The sequence below is a fragment of the Rhodobacter maris genome, assembly GCF_900217815.1.
GTDB classification, from domain to species: Bacteria; Pseudomonadota; Alphaproteobacteria; order Rhodobacterales; family Rhodobacteraceae; genus Rhodobacter; species Rhodobacter maris.
Genome location: NZ_OBMT01000008.1, coordinates 129,780 through 150,662, shown reverse-complemented (window position 1 = coordinate 150,662; position 20,883 = coordinate 129,780). Strand labels below are relative to the sequence as shown.

General features: G+C 64.0%; 22 protein-coding genes and 1 tRNA gene. 6 read left to right on the top strand and 17 right to left on the bottom strand.

Features of this window, described 5'->3' with window-relative positions:
• The first annotated feature begins 266 nt into the window (after positions 1 to 266).
• The 5 genes from CRO22_RS12250 (at position 267) to CRO22_RS19205 (ending at position 4,796) form a co-directional block, all read left to right on the top strand.
• Positions 267 to 1,469 carry a tyrosine-type recombinase/integrase gene (locus tag CRO22_RS12250; protein ID WP_097070439.1) on the top strand — a complete coding sequence of 401 codons (1,203 nt, stop codon included), beginning with the start codon at positions 267 to 269 and terminating at the stop codon, positions 1,467 to 1,469.
• Positions 1,470 to 1,473: 4 nt separating this feature from the next.
• On the top strand, positions 1,474 to 2,133 hold the full coding sequence (locus tag CRO22_RS12245; RefSeq protein WP_097070438.1) for a hypothetical protein: 660 nt from the start codon (positions 1,474 to 1,476) through the stop codon (positions 2,131 to 2,133).
• 97 nt (positions 2,134 to 2,230) lie between these two features.
• Positions 2,231 to 2,413 carry a helix-turn-helix transcriptional regulator gene (locus CRO22_RS12240; RefSeq protein ID WP_245860967.1) on the top strand — a complete coding sequence of 61 codons (183 nt, stop codon included), beginning with the start codon at positions 2,231 to 2,233 and terminating at the stop codon, positions 2,411 to 2,413.
• A gap of 66 nt (positions 2,414 to 2,479) precedes the next feature.
• Positions 2,480 to 2,722 (top strand): hypothetical protein, encoded by a 243-nt coding sequence (locus CRO22_RS12235; RefSeq protein WP_097070437.1) that lies wholly within the window; start codon positions 2,480 to 2,482, stop codon positions 2,720 to 2,722.
• Positions 2,709 to 4,796, top strand: a complete 2,088-nt coding sequence (locus CRO22_RS19205) for an AAA family ATPase (protein WP_245860966.1) — start codon at positions 2,709 to 2,711, stop codon at positions 4,794 to 4,796. Before CRO22_RS12235 ends, CRO22_RS19205 begins: the two co-directional genes overlap by 14 nt.
• Before the next feature lie 247 nt (positions 4,797 to 5,043).
• Here CRO22_RS19205 and CRO22_RS18670 read toward each other — a convergent pair whose 3' ends face one another.
• The 15 genes from CRO22_RS18670 to CRO22_RS12165 all read right to left on the bottom strand — a co-directional run bounded on the left by CRO22_RS18670 (position 5,044) and on the right by CRO22_RS12165 (position 18,738).
• The gene (locus CRO22_RS18670) at positions 5,044 to 5,676 is read right to left on the bottom strand and encodes an SWIM zinc finger family protein (protein WP_176518630.1); all 633 of its coding nucleotides are present in this window, start codon (positions 5,674 to 5,676) and stop codon (positions 5,044 to 5,046) included.
• 164 nt (positions 5,677 to 5,840) lie between these two features.
• The gene (locus CRO22_RS19345; protein ID WP_281254754.1) at positions 5,841 to 5,972 is read right to left on the bottom strand and encodes a hypothetical protein; all 132 of its coding nucleotides are present in this window, start codon (positions 5,970 to 5,972) and stop codon (positions 5,841 to 5,843) included.
• Positions 5,973 to 6,276: 304 nt separating this feature from the next.
• Positions 6,277 to 6,352, bottom strand: a tRNA-Ala gene (locus tag CRO22_RS12225).
• Between the two features lie 108 nt (positions 6,353 to 6,460).
• Complete coding sequence (locus CRO22_RS12220) at positions 6,461 to 6,916, bottom strand: thioredoxin domain-containing protein (protein WP_245860965.1); 456 nt, start codon at positions 6,914 to 6,916, stop codon at positions 6,461 to 6,463.
• A gap of 174 nt (positions 6,917 to 7,090) precedes the next feature.
• Positions 7,091 to 7,687, bottom strand: a complete 597-nt coding sequence (locus CRO22_RS12215) for a thymidine kinase (protein WP_097070436.1) — start codon at positions 7,685 to 7,687, stop codon at positions 7,091 to 7,093.
• 43 nt (positions 7,688 to 7,730) lie between these two features.
• Positions 7,731 to 9,086, bottom strand: a complete 1,356-nt coding sequence (locus tag CRO22_RS12210) for a DEAD/DEAH box helicase (protein WP_097070461.1) — start codon at positions 9,084 to 9,086, stop codon at positions 7,731 to 7,733.
• A gap of 235 nt (positions 9,087 to 9,321) precedes the next feature.
• The gene (dtd, locus tag CRO22_RS12205; protein WP_097070435.1) at positions 9,322 to 9,771 is read right to left on the bottom strand and encodes a D-aminoacyl-tRNA deacylase; all 450 of its coding nucleotides are present in this window, start codon (positions 9,769 to 9,771) and stop codon (positions 9,322 to 9,324) included.
• A complete protein-coding gene (locus tag CRO22_RS12200) occupies positions 9,768 to 10,691 on the bottom strand; it encodes a carbohydrate kinase family protein (protein WP_097070434.1) in 924 nt (307 codons plus the stop codon). The genes dtd and CRO22_RS12200 overlap by 4 nt, the downstream gene beginning before the upstream one ends.
• Positions 10,692 to 10,744: 53 nt before the next feature.
• Complete coding sequence (locus CRO22_RS12195) at positions 10,745 to 11,884, bottom strand: primosomal protein N' (replication factor Y) - superfamily II helicase (protein ID WP_097070433.1); 1,140 nt, start codon at positions 11,882 to 11,884, stop codon at positions 10,745 to 10,747.
• Positions 11,885 to 11,947: 63 nt separating this feature from the next.
• Complete coding sequence (locus CRO22_RS12190; protein ID WP_097070432.1) at positions 11,948 to 13,069, bottom strand: SPFH domain-containing protein; 1,122 nt, start codon at positions 13,067 to 13,069, stop codon at positions 11,948 to 11,950.
• 12 nt (positions 13,070 to 13,081) lie between these two features.
• Positions 13,082 to 14,029 carry a DUF2927 domain-containing protein gene (locus tag CRO22_RS12185; RefSeq protein ID WP_097070431.1) on the bottom strand — a complete coding sequence of 316 codons (948 nt, stop codon included), beginning with the start codon at positions 14,027 to 14,029 and terminating at the stop codon, positions 13,082 to 13,084.
• 1 nt (position 14,030) lies between these two features.
• Positions 14,031 to 15,191 (bottom strand): toxic anion resistance protein, encoded by a 1,161-nt coding sequence (locus CRO22_RS12180; protein ID WP_097070430.1) that lies wholly within the window; start codon positions 15,189 to 15,191, stop codon positions 14,031 to 14,033.
• A 32-nt stretch (positions 15,192 to 15,223) separates the two neighbouring features.
• A complete protein-coding gene (locus CRO22_RS12175; RefSeq protein ID WP_097070429.1) occupies positions 15,224 to 15,874 on the bottom strand; it encodes a hypothetical protein in 651 nt (216 codons plus the stop codon).
• A gap of 125 nt (positions 15,875 to 15,999) precedes the next feature.
• Positions 16,000 to 16,899, bottom strand: a complete 900-nt coding sequence (locus tag CRO22_RS12170) for a 5-bromo-4-chloroindolyl phosphate hydrolysis family protein (protein ID WP_097070428.1) — start codon at positions 16,897 to 16,899, stop codon at positions 16,000 to 16,002.
• A gap of 204 nt (positions 16,900 to 17,103) precedes the next feature.
• On the bottom strand, positions 17,104 to 18,738 hold the full coding sequence (locus tag CRO22_RS12165; protein ID WP_097070427.1) for a pseudouridine synthase: 1,635 nt from the start codon (positions 18,736 to 18,738) through the stop codon (positions 17,104 to 17,106).
• 119 nt (positions 18,739 to 18,857) lie between these two features.
• Between CRO22_RS12165 and CRO22_RS12160 the strand changes: the two genes are divergently transcribed.
• Entirely contained in the window at positions 18,858 to 19,307 is a 450-nt protein-coding gene (locus CRO22_RS12160; RefSeq protein WP_097070426.1) for a nucleoside deaminase, read from the top strand.
• Positions 19,308 to 19,310: 3 nt separating this feature from the next.
• Here the strand turns inward: CRO22_RS12160 and CRO22_RS12155 are convergent, their stop codons facing one another.
• Positions 19,311 to 20,075, bottom strand: a complete 765-nt coding sequence (locus CRO22_RS12155; RefSeq protein WP_097070425.1) for an ABC transporter permease — start codon at positions 20,073 to 20,075, stop codon at positions 19,311 to 19,313.
• Positions 20,075 to 20,863 (bottom strand): ABC transporter ATP-binding protein, encoded by a 789-nt coding sequence (locus CRO22_RS12150; RefSeq protein WP_097070424.1) that lies wholly within the window; start codon positions 20,861 to 20,863, stop codon positions 20,075 to 20,077. Before CRO22_RS12150 ends, CRO22_RS12155 begins: the two co-directional genes overlap by 1 nt.
• Between the last annotated feature and the right edge of the window lie 20 nt (positions 20,864 to 20,883).

Below are 20,883 nucleotides of genomic sequence, written 5' to 3'. Positions count from 1 at the left end.
GGCCTCAAAACTTGGTCGGAATGATTGGTCGGAACTTGGTCGGAGGGGCCTGGGACATTTCCCGTAACCCGCTGATATTGCTTCAATTTTCAGGAAATTTTACGGCTTGGTGGAGCTGAGGTCTGCCATAATGGGTTCCGCTTGGTTCCGCGATGCGCCGCAATGTCATTGTAAAATAACGGATAATTTCGCTTTCACGATCCCGCATGTTCCGGCATAATACGCCCTATTCCCCCACTTAAAGGGGGAAAGCTTGGGGGAAGCCGATGGCAGCTTATCTAACCCGCCGACCCGAAAAGGCCCTGACCGCGCAGGCGGTGAAGAACGCCGCCCAGCCGGGCAAGTATTTTGACGGCCACGGGCTGTTCCTGCGCGTCGATGCGAACGGCTCGAAGTTCTGGGTGCAGCGCATCACCATTCGCGGCAAGCGGTGCGAGTTGGGGCTGGGCTCTCCCGCGCTGGTGTCCTTGGCCGAGGCCCGCGCCGCAGCTTTGGAGAACCGCAAGATAGCCCGTGCCGGGGGCGACCCGCTGCAAAGCAAGCGCGAAGCCTTGGCGGTGCTCAGTTTCGAGCAAGCCGCGCGCAAGGTGCATGAGTTGCACCTGCCGACATGGCGCAACGAAAAACACGCCCGCGACTTCATCATTTCGCTGGAAACCTACGCCTTCCCGAAGCTGGGCAAGCTGCGGGTGGCCGATGTGACCACGGCGGATGTTCTTGGCGTCCTGATGCCGATCTGGACCGAGAAGGCCGAAACTGCGCGCCGGGTGCGCCAGCGCATCGGCTCGGTGATGAAATGGGCGATCGCGCAGGGCTGGCGCCAAGACAACCCTGCGGAAAATATCGACAAGGCATTGCCCAAGGTGGACAAGTCGCAAATTCACCGCAAGGCGTTGCCATACGCTGAGGTGCCGAAGTGTCTTGACGCCGTGGCCGCCTCGCGCGCTGGGCTTGCAACCAAGCTGGCGCTGGAATTTCTGGTGTTGACTGCGGCGCGCTCGGGCGAGGTGCGGGAAGCGCGCTGGGATGAAATCGACCTGAAGGCGAAGGTCTGGGAGATTTCCGCCCAGCGCATGAAGATGAAGCGCCCGCATCGGGTGCCGCTCTCACCGCGCGCCGTGGCGATCCTGCGCGAGGCCGAGGCGCTGGGCGGCAGGGATGGCTTTGTCTTTCCCGGCACCAAACCGGGCCGCCCGCTTTCCGACATGACGCTTTCCAAACTGGTGAAGGAATTGGGCTTTGAGGCCGATGTTCACGGCTTCCGCACCTCCTTCCGCACATGGGCGCAGGAACGCACCAATTTCCCGCGCGAAGTGGCCGAGGCGGCCTTGGCGCACCTTTCAGGCGATGCAGTTGAGCGCGCCTATGCCCGATCGGACGTGTTCGAGAAGCGCCGCGAGATGATGGACGCTTGGGCGGGCCATGTCGCAGGCGGATCGGCTGAAATCGTCAAGCTGGCGCGGGGGTGAGGGGATGACGCGAGGCAGCAACAGGCACGATGTTCCTTCGCAACTCGGTGACGATTGGATCAATTACGATTGCCCGGTGGAAAGCTGGGAGTATTGGGAGGGCAGGTTTGGGCAAGCGTTCGCACTAAAACTGCGTAACGCGATCGCGTTGGCGATGACAGACCTGCGGACCTATCGGAAAAACTATGACGCACCCGCCGTCACGGAAAATGGCCGAAGGCTTGACGCAGGTGAGATCAAACGCGCGTTGAAGAAAGCGATAAAAAACGGTTCATATCCCAGCCAAACTATTGCCCGGTTCGTCGTGCTGCACAGCACAGATTCGCCGTTTGCAAGCGTGGCCGAGAAAGCCAGCCAAATTCTCGGCGGGTTCACAGAAGCGCCAGAAGATTATTTGATGGAGCGCGCCCGGCCAGAAACCCTGTTTACGCGCGTTCTCTGCGAAATGTTCCATCGCCACGGCATGAATGTGTCGCTTGGATCGGCGGGAACCTTATACGGCAAAGACGGAATGAGTCCCGAAGCCAGATCGAAAGACGCGCCCGAAACGGCCTTTGTCGAGTTCGTCAGGCGGGTGGTTGCGGAACAGAGCAATCCATCGGCAAGCTATTGCGCGAGTGTGAGAAAAGTAATCCAGAGATGCCCTATCTGCTCCAAGCTATGAGCGGCTTGCGGAAATATGTCCTCCCGTAATCTTTTGTAAAATAACGAGTTTTCCGGCACCGTCCTTCCTGAGCCGCAACGCAACATGGAGAACGGACGTGACAATCGAAAAACACTATCGCCGCCGCGACGTTGAAGCCCTGACGGGCCTCGCGCGCTCGACACTTTACGACCTCATGAGCCGGGGGGAGTTTCCCCGCCCTGTGAAGATCACGGGAAAGGCCGTGGCATGGCCCGAAAGCGCCGTGGCCGCATGGCTGGCAGATCGGCAAAGCGCCTGAAACGGAAATGGCCCGGACGGGCTAGGTCCGGGCCGAAAACTCACCCTCAAGCAAATAGGTGAAACGATGGCATACATCGTCATGAAGCAATATACCCCGAAAGAACTCGCCCGCAAATGGGGCAAGCGCGCATGGAGAGAAACGCCCGCGCAAATCGTGGCGATCCCTTTCCCCGAGGGCGTCCTGTTCGGTGCAGAACAGCGTTACAGCGCCCAGCGCGTCAGCTTCTTCCTCTCGGTCGAAGATGCCCGGATCATTGGCGAGAAGCTTCTTGCCGCCGCGCGTGAGGCTGAAAATGCAGTTTCCTGACAGGTTCATTCTCTACCGCCGCGAATGGGACGCCGGGCGGGGCAAGTTCAACAAGATCCCCGTTGACGCCTCTGGCGCCGCCATTGACGCACACGACCCGGCCCAGTGGCACAGTCGCGCCGATCGGGCGCAATATGCGCGCTGGGATGAACACACGCCAGCCGCGCCTTATGGCGTCGGCTTCGTGCTCAACGGTGACGGGATATTCTGCCTCGACCTCGACAACTGCGGCACCGAGACGGGATGGTCCGATGAAGCGCAGGCGATCTGGCAAAGCTTCCCCGGCGCGCTGGGCGAGGTCAGCACAAGCGGCAAGGGGCTTCACATCTTCGGGCGTTGTGACCCGGCCCAGCTTGGCGATCTGCGCAACAAGTGGGGCGGTGACAAGGAATGGTATCAGGCAGGGCGGTTCATCGCCCTGTCGCGCGAAGGCCCGCAGCCGATCGGCGGGGCGTGGCGCGAGTTTGACTGGACAGAACAGTTGCGCCACCTCGTGCCGAAGCGCGAACACCTGGGCGAATTACCCGAGGGACGCGCGCCGGAATACACCGGGCCGGAAGATGACGAGGCGTTGATTGCCACCGCCATGCGATCGAGTAGCGCCGCCGCATCGTTCGGGGCGGGCGTCACCTTCTCGGACCTCTGGACCGCAAACGCCGCTGCGCTGGGCGCGCGTTACCCCGCCTTCGATGGCAACGGGGGTTTCGATCATTCCTCTGCCGATATGGCCCTGATGACCTTGCTCGCATTCTGGACCGGCAAGGATATGCCGCGCATGGATCGCCTGTTTCGCCGCTCCGCGCTGATGCGCGACAAATACGAGGCGCGCGAGGATTACCGGCGCGAGACGATTCAGAAGGCGGCAAGGCTCTGCAAGAGCGTCTATGACCACCCGCGCCGCGAAATGGCGCAGCCGATCGCGCCGGAAGATGAAGAAAGCGGCTTCTACAGCGCCGCAATCCTTGACGGCAGGCCCGTTCCCGAACGGCAATGGCTGGTGAACGGGCTTGTGCCCGGTGGAACTGTCACCCTTCTCGGGGGCGATGGGGGCACCGGCAAATCGCTTCTCGCGCTGCAACTGGCCGTTGCGGTGGCGACGGCGACCCCTTGGCTGGGAAAGCCGGTTCGATCGGGCGGCGTGATCTTCACATCTGCGGAAGATGACGAGGCCGAATTGCACCGCCGCCTTTCCGATATTCTTCGGGTGCAGGGCCTCACCTATGGCGCCTGCGAACGCCTGACGCTGCGCAGCCTTGCGGGCAGGGACGCCTTGCTTGCGACCGAAGGGCAATATGCGTTGATCGAGTCCGACCTGTTCAAGGAACTCGACAAGCGCGCTGGGCAGGACGCGCCGGTTTGCATCGTGATCGACACACTGGCCGATGTTTTCCCGTCGAACGAAAACGACCGGGCAAAGGCCCGCCAATTCATCGGACTTTTGAGCAAGTTGGCGATCCGGCACCGCTGCGCCGTGATCTTGCTGTCGCACCCGTCCTTGACCGGCCTCAACAGCCGCAGCGGCACAAGCGGCTCGACCGCGTGGCACAATTCGGTTCGGTCGCGCCTTTATCTGGAACGGATCATTGTTGACGGTTACGAGGCCGATCCCCGCAGGCGTGTCCTGTCGATCAAGAAGGCGAACTACAGCGAAACGGGCAACGAGATTGAGATGATCTGGCAAGCGGGGGTTTTCGTGCCCGACGCTGGGACGGGGCGAGAGGCGCGCAACGCCGATGCGGAGCGGGTGTTTCTCAAGCTGCTGCGGTTGTTCACAGGGCAGGGGCGGAACTTGAATCCAAACAGCGGTTCAAATCACGCGCCAAAGCTGATGGCGGAACACCCCGAGAGTGAGGGCATGACGAAAAAGGCCTTCAAGCAAGCGATGGAAAGCCTTCTGGCGAGCGGCCGCATTTGCCTCAAAGAAGAAGGCCCGCCCTCGAAGCGCAGCAAATACCTTGCGGAGAACGCTATTTATCGGGAACTGCCGTTAAATAGCGACGGCGAAGCGGCTTCCACCTCCCCTTCCATTCCCCCTTCACCTCCCCTTCCGATTGGGTGCCTTCCACTCCCCTAATACCCCTGGAGGGAGAAGCACCCCCGAAGGTGCTTCCTCCCCTGTGATTATCAATTCGGGCGCTAATTGCTCGGAGAACGGTCACATCCTGCGGCAAGTAACAGATTTGCCAAATATTCCTGTCGCTAGAAAACGCCCGAGGTCGCGCGTTCCCCGCGCGGCCTTGGCGCTGACAGGACCCGGGATTGTTTGACGACTTCTTAGCCCCAGTCCGCGCATCGCTGAGCTTGATAAATTGAGAAGAACGTCAACGATGAAGCAAGCCAATCAGGCGACCTAGCGCGCTACGCGGTTTGCCCGGAGTCTGCGGGCGCGCCGAGGGGGCGGCGCTGCTTACGGCTGTTTTCGCAGTTGGAACCGGAAAGCTCGGCGCCGTTCCAACAACGAAAGTTGTTGCGGATTGTGGTGGTCTTGATCGATTGTCACCACGCAAGAGAGCATCGAAATCGACGCCATCAAGTTGCTTAAGAAATGGGCGTATTTCACTCGCGCCCGCAGGGCCTTGTCCGTATGACCAACGATGCCCGCCAAGCGACCAACCAAACTGTTCTATTGGGCCGCTCGCCTCGCTGTAACGTTCCCCATTGCGCTTCATGTGCGCGAATACATTGAGCCATTCGCGGGAGTTGCCGACTGTGACGAGCATGGGTTTCGCAGTTGGCAAGCTGACTTCCCAAGCGATGTAAGGGGCACCATGCCCCGCATTAACGATTGCGCGCACCCAGTTGTTGGCGGAGTCGAAGGCGTGGCGTTCATTCAACGCTCTGACCAAGTGTTTGCACAATCGGCCGAGTTCCCCTGATTTTGCTAGGTTGCCGCGAACCTCAACAAAATCAGGGCAAGTGCAGGTCTGCGCTGCGAGGTCGAGTGAATAGGTCACATTTTGCAACCGATCCGACGCAACCCGTTTGGTCGCTGGGGAGACGATTGGAGAAATGAATACGAGGCTGACAGGCCGAAACGCTCTCGGCAGGCTTGTGTCGCACAATTCGGCTACCTCCCTCTCGACTGACGGCATGCAGATACGGAAATGTGAAGCTGGCTTCACGATCCGAACTTCAACGTCCCAATAATGCCGAGAATAACCCCCACAACAAGCCCGCGCCCAAACGGTCCGGCCATCCAAATCGAGGCAACCGCTCCGGCAATCGCGCCCATTATTGCGGTGTAGATCATGCGTGCAGACTCCCCCCAGTGCGACCATGCCTCGCATGGTCCCTGAGTGACTTTGTTGCAGCCAAGCTGAACGCGATGCCGATGATGACGCGGAATAGTTCTGTGACGAGACTCATGGGGAAATTCCTCGGTGAACAATTCTGCGCCGATCATGCTTTGAGGCGTCGTTTCTGTCAAAGCCAGATGTCCGACTTGTTCCGCTCAGAACCGCCTTGTTCTCGAATGAATTGGGGGATGAAATGGGGGAAGTTCAAAAGCATGACTGCGATTTTTCGCTTTATTTCAATGCTTTAGGGGAACGGCATGGTGGAGCTGAGGGGGATCGAACCCCTGACCTCATCATTGCGAACGATGCGCTCTCCCAACTGAGCTACAGCCCCTCGCCGTGGGGGGCTGTTTCGCCTAAGACGCAGGTATTGTCAAGCGGCTCTCATGCCGACGGGTGACAAAATTTTCGGTTTTCCGTCACATGTTTCGAGGCGCGCGCTTTACGCCTTTGCACCCAGCTTGCCGCGCGCGAAGACGACCAGATCGGCGGCCGGTCGCACGCCGGCGGCGCGGGCTTGCTCGCGCCCCTTCTTGAACAGGATGAACGCCGGAATACCTTGAATTCCATAATGTTGCGCGGCTTCCGGATGGCTCTGCGTGTCGAGTTTCGCCAGCCGTACTTCGCCTGCCAGCATCCCCGCGGCAGTCTGGAATTGTGGCGCCATCTGCCGGCACGGGCCACACCAGGGAGCCCAGAAATCGACCAGCAGCGGCACATCGTCCTGTGCGGCCTTGCGCAAGATGTCGGAATCGATTTCGCTCACCTTGGCCGCCATCAGCGTCGCGCCGCAGATGCCGCATTTGGGCCCGTCGCTGAGTTTTCCTGCCGGAACCCGGTTCGCCTGCCCGCAGGACAGACATGTGAGCCGCAAACCTTCAGCCATGTTGGCCTCCATAATATTCGCTTTGTAGAATATATTGGAGGCGAGGGCCGGGTTTGCAAGGCGTCACGGGTGAGCCGCTTGATGTCCTGACGCGCGGCCCGCCGCATGTCAGGCAACGGCCAAGGATCCGTTTCAGCGGCGGCGGCCTGCGGACACGGACGGCTGACCGAGAGCTTTCGGGCGAACTCAATCGCCTGCAGGGAGAGGCTCGCCCATTGCCGCGCGCCAGTGGCGACGGCAGAGCGCGACATAAGTCTCGTTGCCGCCGATCTGAACCTGGGCGCCGTCGTGAGCAGCGCGCCCATCGGAGCCCAGGCGCACCACCATCGTCGCCTTCTTGCCACAATGGCAGATCGTGCGCACCTCGCGCATCTCGTCGGCCAGAGCGAGAAGCGCGGCCGAGCCCGGAAAGAGTTGCCCGCGAAAATCCGTGCGCAGCCCGTAACACATCACCGGCACGCGCAAATCGTCGACCGCCCGGGCCAGTTGCCAGACCTGCGCCTCGGTCAGAAATTGCGCTTCATCAACAAATATGCAGGCGCAGGGCCCGGATTCGAGCTGATCCTTGATCAATTCGAACATATCGGTGGTTTCCGTGAAACTGGTCGCGGGCGCGCTGATGCCGATCCGGCTGGCGATCCGCCCGGGGCCGGCACGGCTATCGAGTTGTGCCGTGACGAGCAGCGTCTGCATGCCGCGCTCGACATAATTGTGCGAGGCCTGCAGGAGGATCGTGCTCTTGCCGGCATTCATCGTCGAGTAATGGAAGTAGAGCTTGGCCATGGCGCCTTTTGCGCTACAGCCGCGCGCCTTGCAAGCGCGCGGTTCAGTGGCCGCGCTGCGCGCGCGACGGGCGCTTTGGCATCGCCGTCCCGCCCGTGCCCGACTGCGTCTTGCTCCGGGGGCCACCGCGCTTGCCCTCGTGCTTTGTCGGCGCCGGAGCCTTGGTTGCGGTTGCCTCGGCCGGGGCCGGTTTCGGACCGCGCCCGCGATGCGGCTTCTTGGCGCCGCCGCGAGGTTGTTGCCCCGGCGCGGGGCGCGTGCCGCCCTCGGCATGGGCCTCGCCGCCGATGACCGGGATCTTTGCTCCCATCGCGGCCTCGATCGCGCGCAGATCGCTCATTTCGAGCGGGCCGCAAAAAGCCACGGCGCGCCCGTCGCGACCGGCGCGCGCGGTACGACCGATCCGGTGCACATAGTTTTCCGGCACATTCGGCAGGTCGTAATTATAGACATGGGCGACGAGCGGAATGTCGAGCCCGCGCGCGGCGACATCGGTCGCCACCAGCACCTGAACCTCGCCCGCGCGGAACGCGGCAAGCGCCCGCTCCCGCTGCCCCTGGCTTTTGTTGCCATGGATGGCGGTGACCGAAAAACCCCATTTTTCCAGAAGCTTCGCGAGCTTGTCCGAGCCGTGCTTGGTGCGGTTGAACACCACCGCAAGCTCGCCCGGATGGCGCGAGACATATTCCGCGAGCAGCGCTGCCTTCTCGCCCTGCGTAGTGAAATGCACGCCCTGGTCGATCTTTTCGGCCGCCTTGCCGGGGGGGGCGACCTCAATGCGCACCGGGTCGGAGAGGTAGCTTGCCGCCAGTTCCTCCATCAGTTTCGGCATCGTTGCGGAGAAGAGGAGGGTCTGCCGTTTCGCCGGGATCAGCGTGGCGATGCGGCGCAGCGCATGGATAAAGCCGATGTCCAGCATCTGGTCGGCCTCGTCGAGCACGAGATATTTCGTCTCGCTCAGCACCACGGCACGACGTTCGATCAGGTCGATCAGCCGGCCCGGGGTGGCGATCAGCACGTCGCAGCCCTTCAGGAGCCGTTCTGCCTGCAGGTTGAGCGAAGCACCGCCGACGACGCGCTGAATCCGCACCGGTGCATCCTTGGCATAGGCGGCGAGGTTGTCGTGGATCTGGCTTGCCAGTTCGCGCGTCGGGGCAAGCACAAGGGCGCGCACGGTTTTGGGCGCCGGACGCTTGCCATAGGCGATGATGCGGGTGAGCATCGGGAGGCCAAAAGCGGCGGTCTTGCCGGTGCCGGTCTGGGCGAGGCCGAGGATGTCGCGCCCGCGCACGATATGGGGAATGGCGCGGGACTGGATCGGCGTCGGCTTGATCAGGCCGAGGCCTTCGAGATTTTGCAGAAGCATCGGCGCGAGGCCGAGATTGTCGAAGTTTTCCAAACGTTTGTCTTTCAGATTGCGCAGGCGCAAAAAATTCTGGCCCCCGGCGAAGCGGGGGCGGGCGGGCGGGCGGTGCAATCCCTGCACCCGGCCCCCCGCGTGAATGTGAGGCCAATCATCCGGTTCGGGCGCTCGGAAGAAAAGCGCGGCTGCTCACGCGGCAACAAACCCGGATTGAGCAGCACTTGGGGGCTTGGCGCCGAAAAGTCAAGGGAAACCGGCAAGTCCTGGTGATTCAAGCCCGGTCGGCACTGTCCATCCAGATCGTGACAGGGCCATCATTGACGAGGCTCACCGCCATGTCGGCGCCGAATTCTCCATTCGCCACTGATAGGCCAAGGTCTTGCAATATATTTGAAAAATGCACGTAAAGCCGGTTTCCCTCTTCGGGGGGCGCAGCCGTGGAAAAGCCGGGGCGATTGCCGCGGGAGGTATCCGCGGCGAGGGTGAACTGGCTCACTACGAGGCAGGCGCCGCCAATCTCGGCCACTGAGCGATTCATCTTGCCTGCGGCGTCCTTGAAAATGCGCAGTTTGGCGATGCGGGCGGCGAGCTTTTCCGCCGCGATCTCGGTGTCGCCCTGCATGGCGCAAACAAGGATCAGCAGCCCTTGCCCAATTTCGCCGGTGACGCGTTCTCCCACTTCCACTTTCGCGCGGGAAACACGCTGGATCAGCGCTCTCATGCGAGCTCCTCCGCCCAAGGTGGGTTAGCCCCCGCGCGGGATACGGTGACAGCGGCCGCGCTCACGCCCAATTTCAGACAGGCGCCGAGAAGATCCGCATCGGCACTGGTCACCGCCGCTTTCGTCAGCGCGCCGGCGCGGTCGAGGGCCGCCAGAATACCCGCATTGAACGTATCGCCTGCGCCGACGGTATCGATCACCGCAACTTCGCGCGACGGTTCGAAAAGTGAAAGCTCTGCCGTGAAGGCATAGGCCCCTTCGGCGCCCTTGGTGATGAAAACGAGCTTCGGGCCGCGGTGCAGGATCTGGCGGGCCTGCGCCGCGATCTCACCCGGGCCTTCGAGCCAGTGCAGATCCTCATCGGAGAGCTTCACGATATCGGCCGCCGCAATCATCCGCGCGAGCCGCGCGCGATAGGCGGCTTCATCTTGGATGAAACCGGCGCGGATATTGGGGTCAATCATCACGAGGCGCGTCTTCGTCGCGCGCAGCATCAGCGCTTCATAGGCCGCGCCGCAGGGCTCCGCCAGGAGCGAGATGCCGCCAAAAAAGAGTGCGCGCACCGCGGCGGGCAGAGCGGGCATCATGTCCGGAACAAGCATGCGCCCGGCGGTATTCTCGTCATAAAAGGCGTAGTTCGCCTGGCCGTCGACGAGCGTCACGAAGGCCAGCGTCGTCGGGCGGTCGGAACGGAGGGTGAGGCTGCAGTCGACCCCCGATGCCGCAAGCGTGCGCATCAGAACCCCCCCGAAGAGATCGGTCGAGATCCCGGACAGGAAGCCCGCATCGGCCCCAAGCCGCCCAAGCGCGATTGCCGTATTGAAGACCGCACCGCCCGGGTGCGGCGCGAACAGCGTCTCCCCTCCCGGGCCGACCCGCGGCAGCATGTCGATCAGTGCCTCGCCACAACTCAGGATCATCGCGTCCCCCGTTTTGCCGAGACATAACGGCTGGCGGGGCAGGGTGCAATCGCTCAGCCTTGCTGGAGATTGCCGAGCCAGACGAGCCCGCCGACCAACACGGCCACGAGCAATACCGCAAAGGCGATCTTCCACGCGGACCAGGGCCGGTCGCCGCGGACTTGGCCGGTTTGCGCATTGACGACGAACCGATAGGAACGACCGCGGAACTTGTAGGCGGCGGTCCAGACCGGCAACAGCACATGTTTGAAGGTCTCGGCGGCGAAATCGGTTTCTATCGCGCCGATGCGCTGCTCGTCGCCACCGATCGCGCGGCGCACGTCGCTCTCGATCACGCGCGCCATCTCGGCGCGGCCCTCGCGATGCCCCTCGGCCAGTGCGACCGTGTAGCCTTCCGCCTCAAAGCCGGAGAGATAATCGGGGCTGTAGGCGATGAGCGCCGAGAGATCCCAGGGCTGGAGCGCGCGCAGATAGGCGGGCGGAAGCGAGCGGGCCGCATAGATCAGCACATCGTCGAATGTGCGGGCAACGCGCCCCGAAACCGTGCTCCAGCGGATGCGGCGCTCCTGTTGCGTCCGGGTTTCCCAGCGTCCGTCGACCTGAACCCGGACCTCCTTGCTGACGTAATAGGCATCGCCGCGCTGGCCGGTATAGGCGCTCTGCGTGTCGGCGTCGAAGGTCCAGAAGGGCGCGTAGACCCCGGTCAGCTTGCGGCCCCGGCGAGCATAGTCGACGAGCCCGTTCGGGGCGAACCAGAGCCCCCCGAGCCATTTGCCCACGGCGGCGCGCGCCTCGGCCTCCGTCACGGCGAAGGGCACCAGTCCCTGCGGTTTGAGGCGTCGCGACGGGCCCGTGTCGGCAACGACCGGAGTTGCACAAAACGGACATTCAGAGGCGTGAACAGCGCCTCTCATTTCGATATTTGCGGCGCAATTCGGGCATTTCAGCGTTCGAACCTCTTCAATCTCCGCAGGGGCCCCGCCTTCCGAGAGACCCTCCGACAACGCCATCTCGCGCAACCCCGAGCGGCCGCGTCCAAGCGCGCGGGGGATCTCCTGCGTATGACCGCAATGGTCGCAGATGAGCTGATCCATTCCGGGCGCGAAGCGCAGGTCCGCACCGCAAGCCTCGCAAGGGTAATGGCGCTCCGCAGGGGCATTGCCCTTGCGGCCGATCTTGGGCACCAGAGTCATTGTCGTCTCCCTCCGCTGCGCTGCGAAATCGGGGGTGGTTCGATTGGGGCTTCGGGGGGCGGATCAGAGTGGCGGCGGGGGCGGCGCAATTGTGAAAAGCTGCGCAAGTTCCATGATCTCGCCCGCGGCTTTCCAGCCATCCTGTCCGGGCGACCACACAAGGGACTCGCGGCTGAAAGTGCCCTCGCTCACCATCCGCCCCAGATGGCCGCGGCCATATGGGCCAAGCGTTTGCCCGTTTACGGCCAGATGCCAGACCTTTTCGACGGGCGGCGGCGGGGGCGGAGGCACGGCTTGCGCGGTGGCTGGGGCAGGGGCGCCCCAGGGGCCAGGGGCGATGCCGAGCCCCATCCCGGCTCCCATTCCGGCGGCCAGTCCGGCGCCCATCGTTGCCCCCAGCGTCGTCACCGCGGCCGAACCCGGCTGGCCAAGCGCCTGGGCGGCGGTGAACTGCAGGTAGCGGTTGAGATCGCCTACCACGCCCATCGAGCTGCGCTGGTCCAGAACGGCTTCCACCGCCTCTGGCAAGCTTATGTTTTCGATGTAGAATTCCGGGATCGAAAGGCCATAGGCCGCAATCACCGGCTCGATCGCCCGCACCACGAGCTTGCCCATGTCGGTGGTATTGGCGGCCATGTCGAGCACTGGCACGCCCGCCCCGGCGAGCACCCGCGAAACTTCCTGAACGATCACGTTGCGGATCTGGAACGAAATCTCGTCGGCGGTGAATTCGCCATCCGTTCCGACGATCTCGGCCATGAATTTTGCGGGATCGGTGATCCGCATCACATAAGTGCCGAATGCGCGCAGCCGCACCGGGCCGAACTCCGGATCACGACAGATCACCGGGTTCTTCGTGCCCCATTTCTGATCGGTGAAGCGGGTGGTGTTGAGGAAATAGATCTCGGATTTGAAGGGAGAGCGGAAGCCGTGGTCCCAGTGTTGCAAGGTGGTGAGCAGAGGCATGTTGTTCGTCTCGAGCATGTAGAGCCCGGGGCCGAACACATCGGCGATCTGCCCCTCATGCACGAAAACAGCCGCTTGCCCCTCTCGCACAGTGAGCTTCGCACCATATTTGATCGCATGTCCCTCGCGTTCGAAGCGCCAGACCATGGTGTCGCGGCTGTCATCGGTCCAGTGGATGACATCGATGAATTCGCCGGCGAGAAAATCTAAAATGCCCATGCGCATACCCTCCTAGCTGCCACCGGTCATTTCGGTGGCGATCGTGGTGATGATCGGCCGCGCCTCCGCCTCGGTCATGCCCGGGCGCAGTCGCGGGTCGTACAGCATGCGCAGCAAAAGCTCGTCATGGCGGGTGAGCAGCGCGAATTCCTCGTCGTCGTTGAAAATCGAGGGCCGGGCGCTGGGGTAGTCATTGGCGAGCCCCATGCCCTGCGCGAGTTCTTCATGCAGGCAGGAGCGGCGCAGAAGCGGCGGATGCTCGGCCCGGATCACCGCCACGGCGCGCGAATAGGCTGGCGAATGGCCCTCGGAAAAGGCGAAAACAACGCAGAAGGTCGAGGGAGAGAGATTGGTGATCGCATTGATCGAGGCCGGGTCGATCCCGGGCACCAGCCGCTCGAGCCGGGGCGCCAGCGCGCGGCGCTCGTCCTCGTTGACGACGAAGACGGTGTAATTGCCCCCCGCGGGCACGGTGGAAACCGGATGGCGGGTGGTCGTCGCGAGCCGGCCAGCATAGGCGGCGATTTCGGCGCGGTCTGCCTCCCGCGTGGCGCTGGGCACCGAAGCGCCGAACTCCACGGCAAGGCGCACCGGACTCTCCCAGCGGCGCAGCCGCGAAGGTGCTGTTTTGGCTACGTAAATTCCGCCAAGCTCGGAATATTCGTCGTAAAGCGCGATATGGATGAAATCGTCAATCAGTTGATGCGTCGCAAAGGGCGCATCGCGCGGCGCCAGATCGGTCCGCAGCAGGCCGCGGCCCTTCAGCGTCTCCTCGATCTGGCGGTAATAGCTTTCGATCGCCAGGCTTTCGGCGCTGCGCGGGGCTACGGCCTCCTCGGCCACGGGCGCAGGGCTCGGGCGGGGCGAATGGGCGAGGCCGCGCTCGCCCAGCGGCCGGTCGAGACAGCCCGACAGGGCGAGGCAGGCGAGCGCGACGCCCGCCAGACCGAGGCGGCGCATCTCAGCCCTCGGCCGGTTTGGCCCGCGCCGAGGCGAGGGTCTCACGCAAAGCCGTTTCGAGCCGGACCAACTCCTGCGCGGCTTCGGCGCGCTTGCGCTTGCCCTCGTCGGCGATACGCAGGCTGTCCTCGATCGTCGCGATCAGCTCTTCGTTCGCGGCCTTCACCGCGGCAATGTCGAACACACCGCGCTCCATTTCGCTGCGAACCGTGGCATTGGCCGCCCGGAGCGTCCTGGCATTGGCGGAAAGGAGTTCGTTCGTGAGGTCGGAGGCCGCCTTCACCGCTTTCGCCGCCTCGGCGGAGCGCTGGATCGTGACCGCCTGGGCAAGCTGCGTCTCCCACAGCGGCACGGTATTGACGAGCGTCGAATTGATCTTGGTGATCAGGCTCTTGTCGTTTTCCTGCACGAGCCGGATCGAGGGCAGGGACTGCATCGTTACCTGCCGGGTGAGCTTGAGATCATGCACCCGCCGTTCAAGGTCGTCGCGCGCGGCGCGCAAGTCGCGCAGCTCTTGCGCGCGCAGGATCTTTTCTGCCTCGGGCGCCGCATTCACAGCGGTTTCAAGCGCGGGGATGTCCGCCGCATCCACCTCGGCAAGCTTGGCCTCGCCCGCGGCGATGTAAAGCGCAAGCTCGTCATAAAAGCCGAGTGTCTTGTCATAGAGCCGGTCGAGCGCCTTGATATCCACGAGAAGCCGCTGTTCGTGGTTCAGAAGCCGGTCCGTGATCGAGTCGATCTGCCCCTGCACTTCCTCATAGCGGGCGAGGAAGCGCGCGAAAGGGGCGGCGCGGCCGCTGAGTTTTTCCCACAGGCTGCGCTCGCGGCGCACATCGAGTTCGCCCTCGGAAAAGCCGCGCAACGCGGTGACCATGGCCGCGAGGCTGTCGCCCGCCGCACCCAGATCTTTCGTTTTCACATCTGCAAGCATTTCCTGACTGATCGCCTGCAGATCGCTTTGCGCGCGTGCACCGAATTGCACGATCGAGCCGGTGTCGCGCAGGTTGATTTCGGCCATGCGGGTGCGGATCTCGGCGGCAACGGGCGCGGGGGCAGTGGTCAGCGGCACCAGCTCGGCGGTGGGCTCGGGCAAGGTCAGCGCGGCCACGGATTCGATTTCGGCCACGGCTTTTGCCGCTTCGGTGCGGACGGTCTCCGTCATGCAGTCCCCCATTGCGTCCCAAAGGGGCACATTCAGGCGTGCTCGGCCCTGCCCCCGATCTCTCGTCCGTGCTGCGCCCCCCGCGAGCGGGCGCGCAGCGATACCAGGCAATCGAGAGTTTCGCTCGTCAGTTTTTCGAGCGTATCCGCGAAGTTGCCAAGCGTATGTTCGTTCGTCGCGCTGCCAAGGACAAGTGAAAGTTTGCGCGTTGCAGTCTCGATCTGCACCAGCCCGCCGATCAGCTCTGCCTCGATCTGTATGCGCTGCGCGGGAGCGCGACGCAATTCGGACAGCAAGCGCATCTGCGCCGCGCGGCAATCGGCAAACACCGGCAAAAGTTCAGGGGCACGCGCGCGCAGGAGCCGGTGCACCTCGGTCATGCGCAGCTTCACCTCCGCGTCGAGCCCGCGCCCCTGGGCAAGATGTTTGGCCGGGGCGAGGGCGGGCGGCGCAGCGGCAGGGCAGGGCGCAGAATGCGGGCCCCTTGCTTGCGAGCGCGCCGCAATCTGCCGCTGCCGGAGCAGGGCGGCGAGGGCGAGCGCGAGCGCCAGAGCCCCGAAGGCGAAGAGCGCGCCAGGCAAGGGGGCGATTGCGCGCGGTTCGGCCGCGAAAGTAATCGTGGCGAGGGCCGCGATGCCCCCTCCGCCGAGTGACAGAGCGAGGATCGAGAAGCGTGAAGACATGAAAGACCTACGAAAGTTTATGCCACTCTCGCGGGGAAGCGGGGCCAGATTATGGCTGCGCGGAGGAGAAAACTTGCGGGAGTCAGAGCCTTTGGTGCCGTAAGGAAAATGGCGGGCAAGAGCGCTCAGCGCGGCTCCCGCAGCCCCTCGCGGGCGAGCCGTTCCCGCAGCACCTCCACCTCGATCTCAAGCGCCACACGGTCGTTTTCGCGCAAGGCACGGGTCCGGGCGGCGTAATTCGCCTCCAGATCGTCCAGCAGCGCTTCATATTCAGCGCGCGCTTTGGCGTCGCGCAGCGCTCCGGTGAGACCGGCGTATTTCTCGCTCGCCGCGCGCGCGCCCGAAAGATAGACGGTGAGATAGCGCCGCGCCGCGCCCAGATCGCCCGGGTCTTCCTCGACGGCGCGGAAGAGTTCGTGCGCGGTCTCGGCAAAGGCTGCGACCCGGGCGGTGAGCCGCGCATCATCCGCCCGCGCGATCGCTTCCGCCATCGCGGCGAGTTCGCGCTCGCCTTCGGTCACCACTTTCGACACCCGATCTTGCTGGAACGGGTCAACGCCCTCCAGCCCCTTGTCGCGCATCGGATCGAGACCGAAAGCGAACAGGGAGAGCGCGGCGCCGATCAGACCGATCAGACCGGCGCCGAGGGCGCCGATCTCGGGCGCCTGGGCACCCAGCCCGAGGCCGAGCCCGATGCCGAGAGCGCCGAAGGCCTTGCGCGGCAGCACGGGGCGGCGGGCGACCTTGCGGGCCTGCCAGGCGGCCTCGGCCTTCAGCCCCTCACGGATCAGAAAGACCGCCCCCGCAATCAGTGCGAAGCTGCCAAGGCTTCGGGCAAGCGTGAGCGGGCCCGCGCCGAAAGCGTTGAACAGGAACGGCAGTGCCGCAACGACAAGCCATACCAGGCGGCGGGTCATCGGGTGCGCGGGGCCGGTTTCCGGCAGCCTGTCAGGCGCAACCCCGGCGTAGCCGCGCGATTCGGCATTGGGGGAAGGGGAATATTTGCCGCCGTATCGTTTCGCCATTTCAGACCGTGCCCTTCAGCGCGACCGAGACGGTCAGTGCCAAAAGCAGATAGAAGGCGATGCTCTGGAGCGTCTTGCGGGACATGGGGCCTCCGGGTCGGGGTCACATGGTCAAGCTAGGTGCGCGGGGCCGCCGAGAAAAGGGGGCGGGCGCATTTGGCACGGGCAGGGCGGCATTTTCGGCGCCCCGCCAGAAACTCTCGCTCAGCCGCGCTTCGGGCCGCCCTTGAAGCTGCCGCCCGGTTTCCCCCCGGGTTTGCCGCCCGGTTTGCCGCCGTGGCTCTTGAAACCTTCCGAACGCGGTTTGCCTCCGGGTTTGCTCCCATGGCTTTTGAAGCCCGAGGATTTGAAGCCGGGCTTGCCGCCGTCTTCGCGCCGGGCGAAGGGCTTCTTGTCGCCGTCCTCGCGGCGGGGATAGGGCTTGCGATCCCCGTCCTCGCGGCGCGCATAGGGTTTTTTGTCGCCATCCTCGCGGCGAGCGTAGGGTTTTCGGTCCCCGTCCTCGCGACGCGCATAGGGTTTTTTGTCGCCATCCTCGCGGCGGGCATAGGGTTTGCGGTCCCCGTCCTCGCGGCGGGCGTAGGGTTTTTTGTCGCCCTCTTCGCGGCGGGCATAGGGCTTGCGGTCCCCGTCTTCGCGGCGGGCGTAGGGTTTTTTGTCGCCCTCTTCGCGGCGGGCATAGGGTTTACGGTCCCCGTCCTCGCGGCGCGCCCAAGGTTTTTTGTCGCCGTCTTCACGCCGGGCAAAGGGCTTGCGCTCCCCGTCGTCGCGACGCCCGAACGGTTTGCGGTCCCCATCCTCGCGCCGGGCAAAGGGTTTGCGCCCCGCGTCGTCCTCATGATGCGACTTCATGCCGAAGGCGCGCGGCTTGCGGGCGCCGCCCTCGCTTCCGGAGGAAAAGTCACGCTGCCGCCCGAAGCCCTTTTTCGGCGCGTCGTCGCCCTCGGGGCGAGGGCCGCGTCTCGCGCGTTCGGGGCGATCTTTATCAACCCCCCCCTTGTCAAAGCTCTTGCCCCCTTCGCGGGGCGGGCGCGGTGCCATGCGCTCGGCGCGCGAAGGCTTGCCATCCTCGACGCCAAACAGGAGCCGGTCGCCGAGCTGGTCGCGCAGGAGCTTGCGTTTCACTTCCATCACGTCTCCGGGCTGCATGTCATTGAGCCGGAACGGGCCGTAGCTCACGCGAATGAGCCGGTTCACCACCATGCCCACCGCGGCCATGGCGCGGCGGATCTCGCGGTTCTTGCCCTCGCGGATGCCGACCGTCAGCCAGGCATTCGCGCCTTGTTGGCGGTCCAGCGTCACTTCCATCGGCTGGAAGTCTTCGCCCTCGATGGTGATCCCCTCGCGCAGCGGGTTGAACGTGTCGTTCATCGGGCGACCGTTTACGCGCACGCGGTATTTGCGCAGCCAGCCGGTTTCGGGCAGTTCGAGGCGGCGCTTGAGCCCGCCATCGTTCGTCAGCAAAAGCAGCCCCTCGGAGTTGAGGTCGAGCCGACCGATGTTGAGCACGCGCGGCATGCCTTCGGGCATTTCGTCAAAGATCGTGCGGCGGCCCTGTTCGTCCTTCTCGGTCGTCACAAGGCCGAGCGGCTTGTAATAAAGCCAGACCCGGGTTTCCTGTGGCGCATCAATCGCGGTGCCGTCGATCGTCACCTTGTCGGTGGGGCGCACATCGAGTGCGGGCGTGTCCACCCGCTTGCCGTTCACCGCAACGCGGCCCGCAAGGATCATCTTTTCCGCATCGCGGCGGGAGGCCACGCCGGAGCGGGCGATCACCTTGGCAATACGTTCAGCGGTGTTGGAGGATTCGGGGGCGGGGGATTCGGGCGTATCAGCCATATCTGGTCCTTCGGGGGGAGGGGGCGCGCGACCATCGCGGGCGAAGGCTCCTCCCTACACCTGTTGTGCGGGCTTGGAAAGCGGCTTGATGGGGGAAGGTTTGCGCGCGATGAAGGGGCATGGAGTTTCGCAGCTATATGGATCAGGCGCTCATCGAGGCGCGGGTCGCCGCCGCGCGCGGCGAGGTGCCGGTGGGCGCGGTTGTCGTGGCGCCCTCGGGGGAGGTGGTGGCCCGGGCGGGCAACCGCACGCGCGAGCTTTGCGACCCGACCGCCCATGCCGAAGTTCTGGCCCTGCGCGCGGCCTGCGCGGCGGCGGGCTCAGAGCGGCTTTTGGGGCATGATCTTTATGTCACGCTTGAGCCTTGTCCGATGTGCGCGGCGGCGATTGCCAATGCCCGGATCGCGCGGCTGTATTATGGCGCGTCAGACCCGAAATCGGGCGGCGTGGCGCAGGGGCCGCGCATCTTTGCCCATACCCAATGCCACCATGTGCCCGATGTCTACGACGGGATCGCCGCGCTGGAGGCGGAGCGGTTGCTGAAGGAGTTCTTTGCCGCGAAACGGTGAGGCTCAGCCCGGGCTGCGCTCTGCCCAGCCGGCAAAGATCCGCTCCAGCGCAACGACGGCGTAATAAAGCACGATCCCGAGTGCGGCGAGCGCGATCAGCACCGCAAACATCAGCGGATAATCAGAGTTGGTCTGGCCAGACAGGAACAGCGCGCCCAGCCCCTTGCCATGCGGCGAGACGATTTCCACAAGGTTCGTGCCGATGAAGGCGAGCGTGACCGAGACCTTCAGCGCGCCAAAGAATTCGGGCAGGGTCTTTGGCAGGGCGATCTTGCGGAAGATAGTGAATTTCGAGGCGCCAAGCGCGGCCAGAATATCGCGGTATTCGGGCTCAAGCGTGGAGAGGCCAATCCCCACCGAAACGGCAATCGGGAAGAACGAGATCAGAAACGCCATCAAGACGGTGTTGAAATCATACTGGCCAATGAACACGAGCGCGATCACGGGCACGAGCGTCGCCTTCGGGATCGCGTTGAAGCCCACGAGGAGGGGGTAGAGCCCGGCGCGCGCGATGCGCGAAAACCCCATCACCATGCCAAGCCCGGTGCCAAAGATGACCGCCAGCACCAGCCCCGCCACGGTGCGCCAGAGCGTTTCCCAGCCGCCCGAGAGAAAGAGCGCGTGGTATTTGACAAAGGCGGGGGGCAGGTCGGAGGGCGAGGCCATCTTGTAATCGGGCCAATCGTTGATCCAGACCACGCCTTCCCAGAGGCCGAGGAAAATCAGCATCGCCAGCAGCGGCACGAGGATCTTTTGCGCAAGCTCCATCAGTGCATCTCCCCGGTGCGGCCCTGCGCAATGCGGATCTGATCGCGCAGCAGGTGCAGCATCTCGCCCGCCTTCGGCTCGTAAAGGATGTCGATGCGCCGATCCGCGGGCAGATCGACATCGAGCACATATTGCGTGCGCGCGGGCCGCCCCGAAAGCACGACGACCTGATCACCCAAAAACACGCTTTCGCGCAGGTCATGGGTGATCAGCACACAGGTGAAGGGCTCGGCGGCGCGCAGATCGCGCATCGTCTGCCACAGATCCTCGCGGGTGAAATTGTCAAGCGCGCCAAAGGGTTCATCCATGATCAGCACCTGGGGGCGATGCACGAGCGCGCGGCACAGGCTCGCGCGTTGCCGCATCCCGCCCGAAAGCTCGGACGGTTTCTTGCCCTCGAACCCTTTGAGCCCGACCATGTCGAGCAGATGCGCCGCCCGCGCCTCGGCCTCGGCGCGCGGCATCCGCGGCGCGACGATCTCCAAAGGCAGCATGACGTTTTGCAAGATCGTCCGCCATTCCAGCATCACCGGGTTCTGGAACGCCATCCCCACAGTCTTGCGCGGGCTCGCCACCTCTTCGCCCGCCAGAACCACAGCGCCGGTATCGGGCTTCATCAGCCCGGAAATGAGCCGCGTCAGGGTGGATTTTCCGCAGCCCGAGGGGCCGACCACGGCGCAAAACGTGCCCTCGGGCACTTCGATGTCGAGCCCGTCCAGCACCGGCAGCGGCCCGTGCTTGGTACGATAGGCGTGACGCACGCCCTTGATATCAATGAACTTGCTCAATGGTTTCCCCAAGTCGTCGG

What these genes read in the sequence shown, in the direction of transcription:
- CRO22_RS12250 (WP_097070439.1), top strand. Translation starts at nt 267, where the DNA reads ATGGCAGCTTATCTAACCCGCCGACCCGAAAAGGCCCTGACCGCGCAG.
- CRO22_RS12165 (WP_097070427.1), bottom strand. Translation starts at nt 18,738, where the DNA reads ATGGCTGATACGCCCGAATCCCCCGCCCCCGAATCCTCCAACACCGCT.
- CRO22_RS12220 (WP_245860965.1), bottom strand. Translation starts at nt 6,916, where the DNA reads ATGGAGGCCAACATGGCTGAAGGTTTGCGGCTCACATGTCTGTCCTGC.
- CRO22_RS12160 (WP_097070426.1), top strand. Translation starts at nt 18,858, where the DNA reads ATGGAGTTTCGCAGCTATATGGATCAGGCGCTCATCGAGGCGCGGGTC.
- CRO22_RS12195 (WP_097070433.1), bottom strand. Translation starts at nt 11,884, where the DNA reads ATGACTCTGGTGCCCAAGATCGGCCGCAAGGGCAATGCCCCTGCGGAG.
- CRO22_RS12235 (WP_097070437.1), top strand. Translation starts at nt 2,480, where the DNA reads ATGGCATACATCGTCATGAAGCAATATACCCCGAAAGAACTCGCCCGC.
- CRO22_RS12200 (WP_097070434.1), bottom strand. Translation starts at nt 10,691, where the DNA reads ATGATCCTGAGTTGTGGCGAGGCACTGATCGACATGCTGCCGCGGGTC.
- CRO22_RS12175 (WP_097070429.1), bottom strand. Translation starts at nt 15,874, where the DNA reads ATGTCTTCACGCTTCTCGATCCTCGCTCTGTCACTCGGCGGAGGGGGC.
- dtd (WP_097070435.1), bottom strand. Translation starts at nt 9,771, where the DNA reads ATGAGAGCGCTGATCCAGCGTGTTTCCCGCGCGAAAGTGGAAGTGGGA.
- CRO22_RS12190 (WP_097070432.1), bottom strand. Translation starts at nt 13,069, where the DNA reads ATGGGCATTTTAGATTTTCTCGCCGGCGAATTCATCGATGTCATCCAC.
- CRO22_RS12155 (WP_097070425.1), bottom strand. Translation starts at nt 20,075, where the DNA reads ATGGAGCTTGCGCAAAAGATCCTCGTGCCGCTGCTGGCGATGCTGATT.
- CRO22_RS19205 (WP_245860966.1), top strand. Translation starts at nt 2,709, where the DNA reads ATGCAGTTTCCTGACAGGTTCATTCTCTACCGCCGCGAATGGGACGCC.
- CRO22_RS19345 (WP_281254754.1), bottom strand. Translation starts at nt 5,972, where the DNA reads ATGATCTACACCGCAATAATGGGCGCGATTGCCGGAGCGGTTGCCTCG.
- CRO22_RS12215 (WP_097070436.1), bottom strand. Translation starts at nt 7,687, where the DNA reads ATGGCCAAGCTCTACTTCCATTACTCGACGATGAATGCCGGCAAGAGC.
- CRO22_RS12245 (WP_097070438.1), top strand. Translation starts at nt 1,474, where the DNA reads ATGACGCGAGGCAGCAACAGGCACGATGTTCCTTCGCAACTCGGTGAC.
- CRO22_RS12180 (WP_097070430.1), bottom strand. Translation starts at nt 15,191, where the DNA reads ATGACGGAGACCGTCCGCACCGAAGCGGCAAAAGCCGTGGCCGAAATC.
- CRO22_RS12185 (WP_097070431.1), bottom strand. Translation starts at nt 14,029, where the DNA reads ATGCGCCGCCTCGGTCTGGCGGGCGTCGCGCTCGCCTGCCTCGCCCTG.
- CRO22_RS12170 (WP_097070428.1), bottom strand. Translation starts at nt 16,899, where the DNA reads ATGGCGAAACGATACGGCGGCAAATATTCCCCTTCCCCCAATGCCGAA.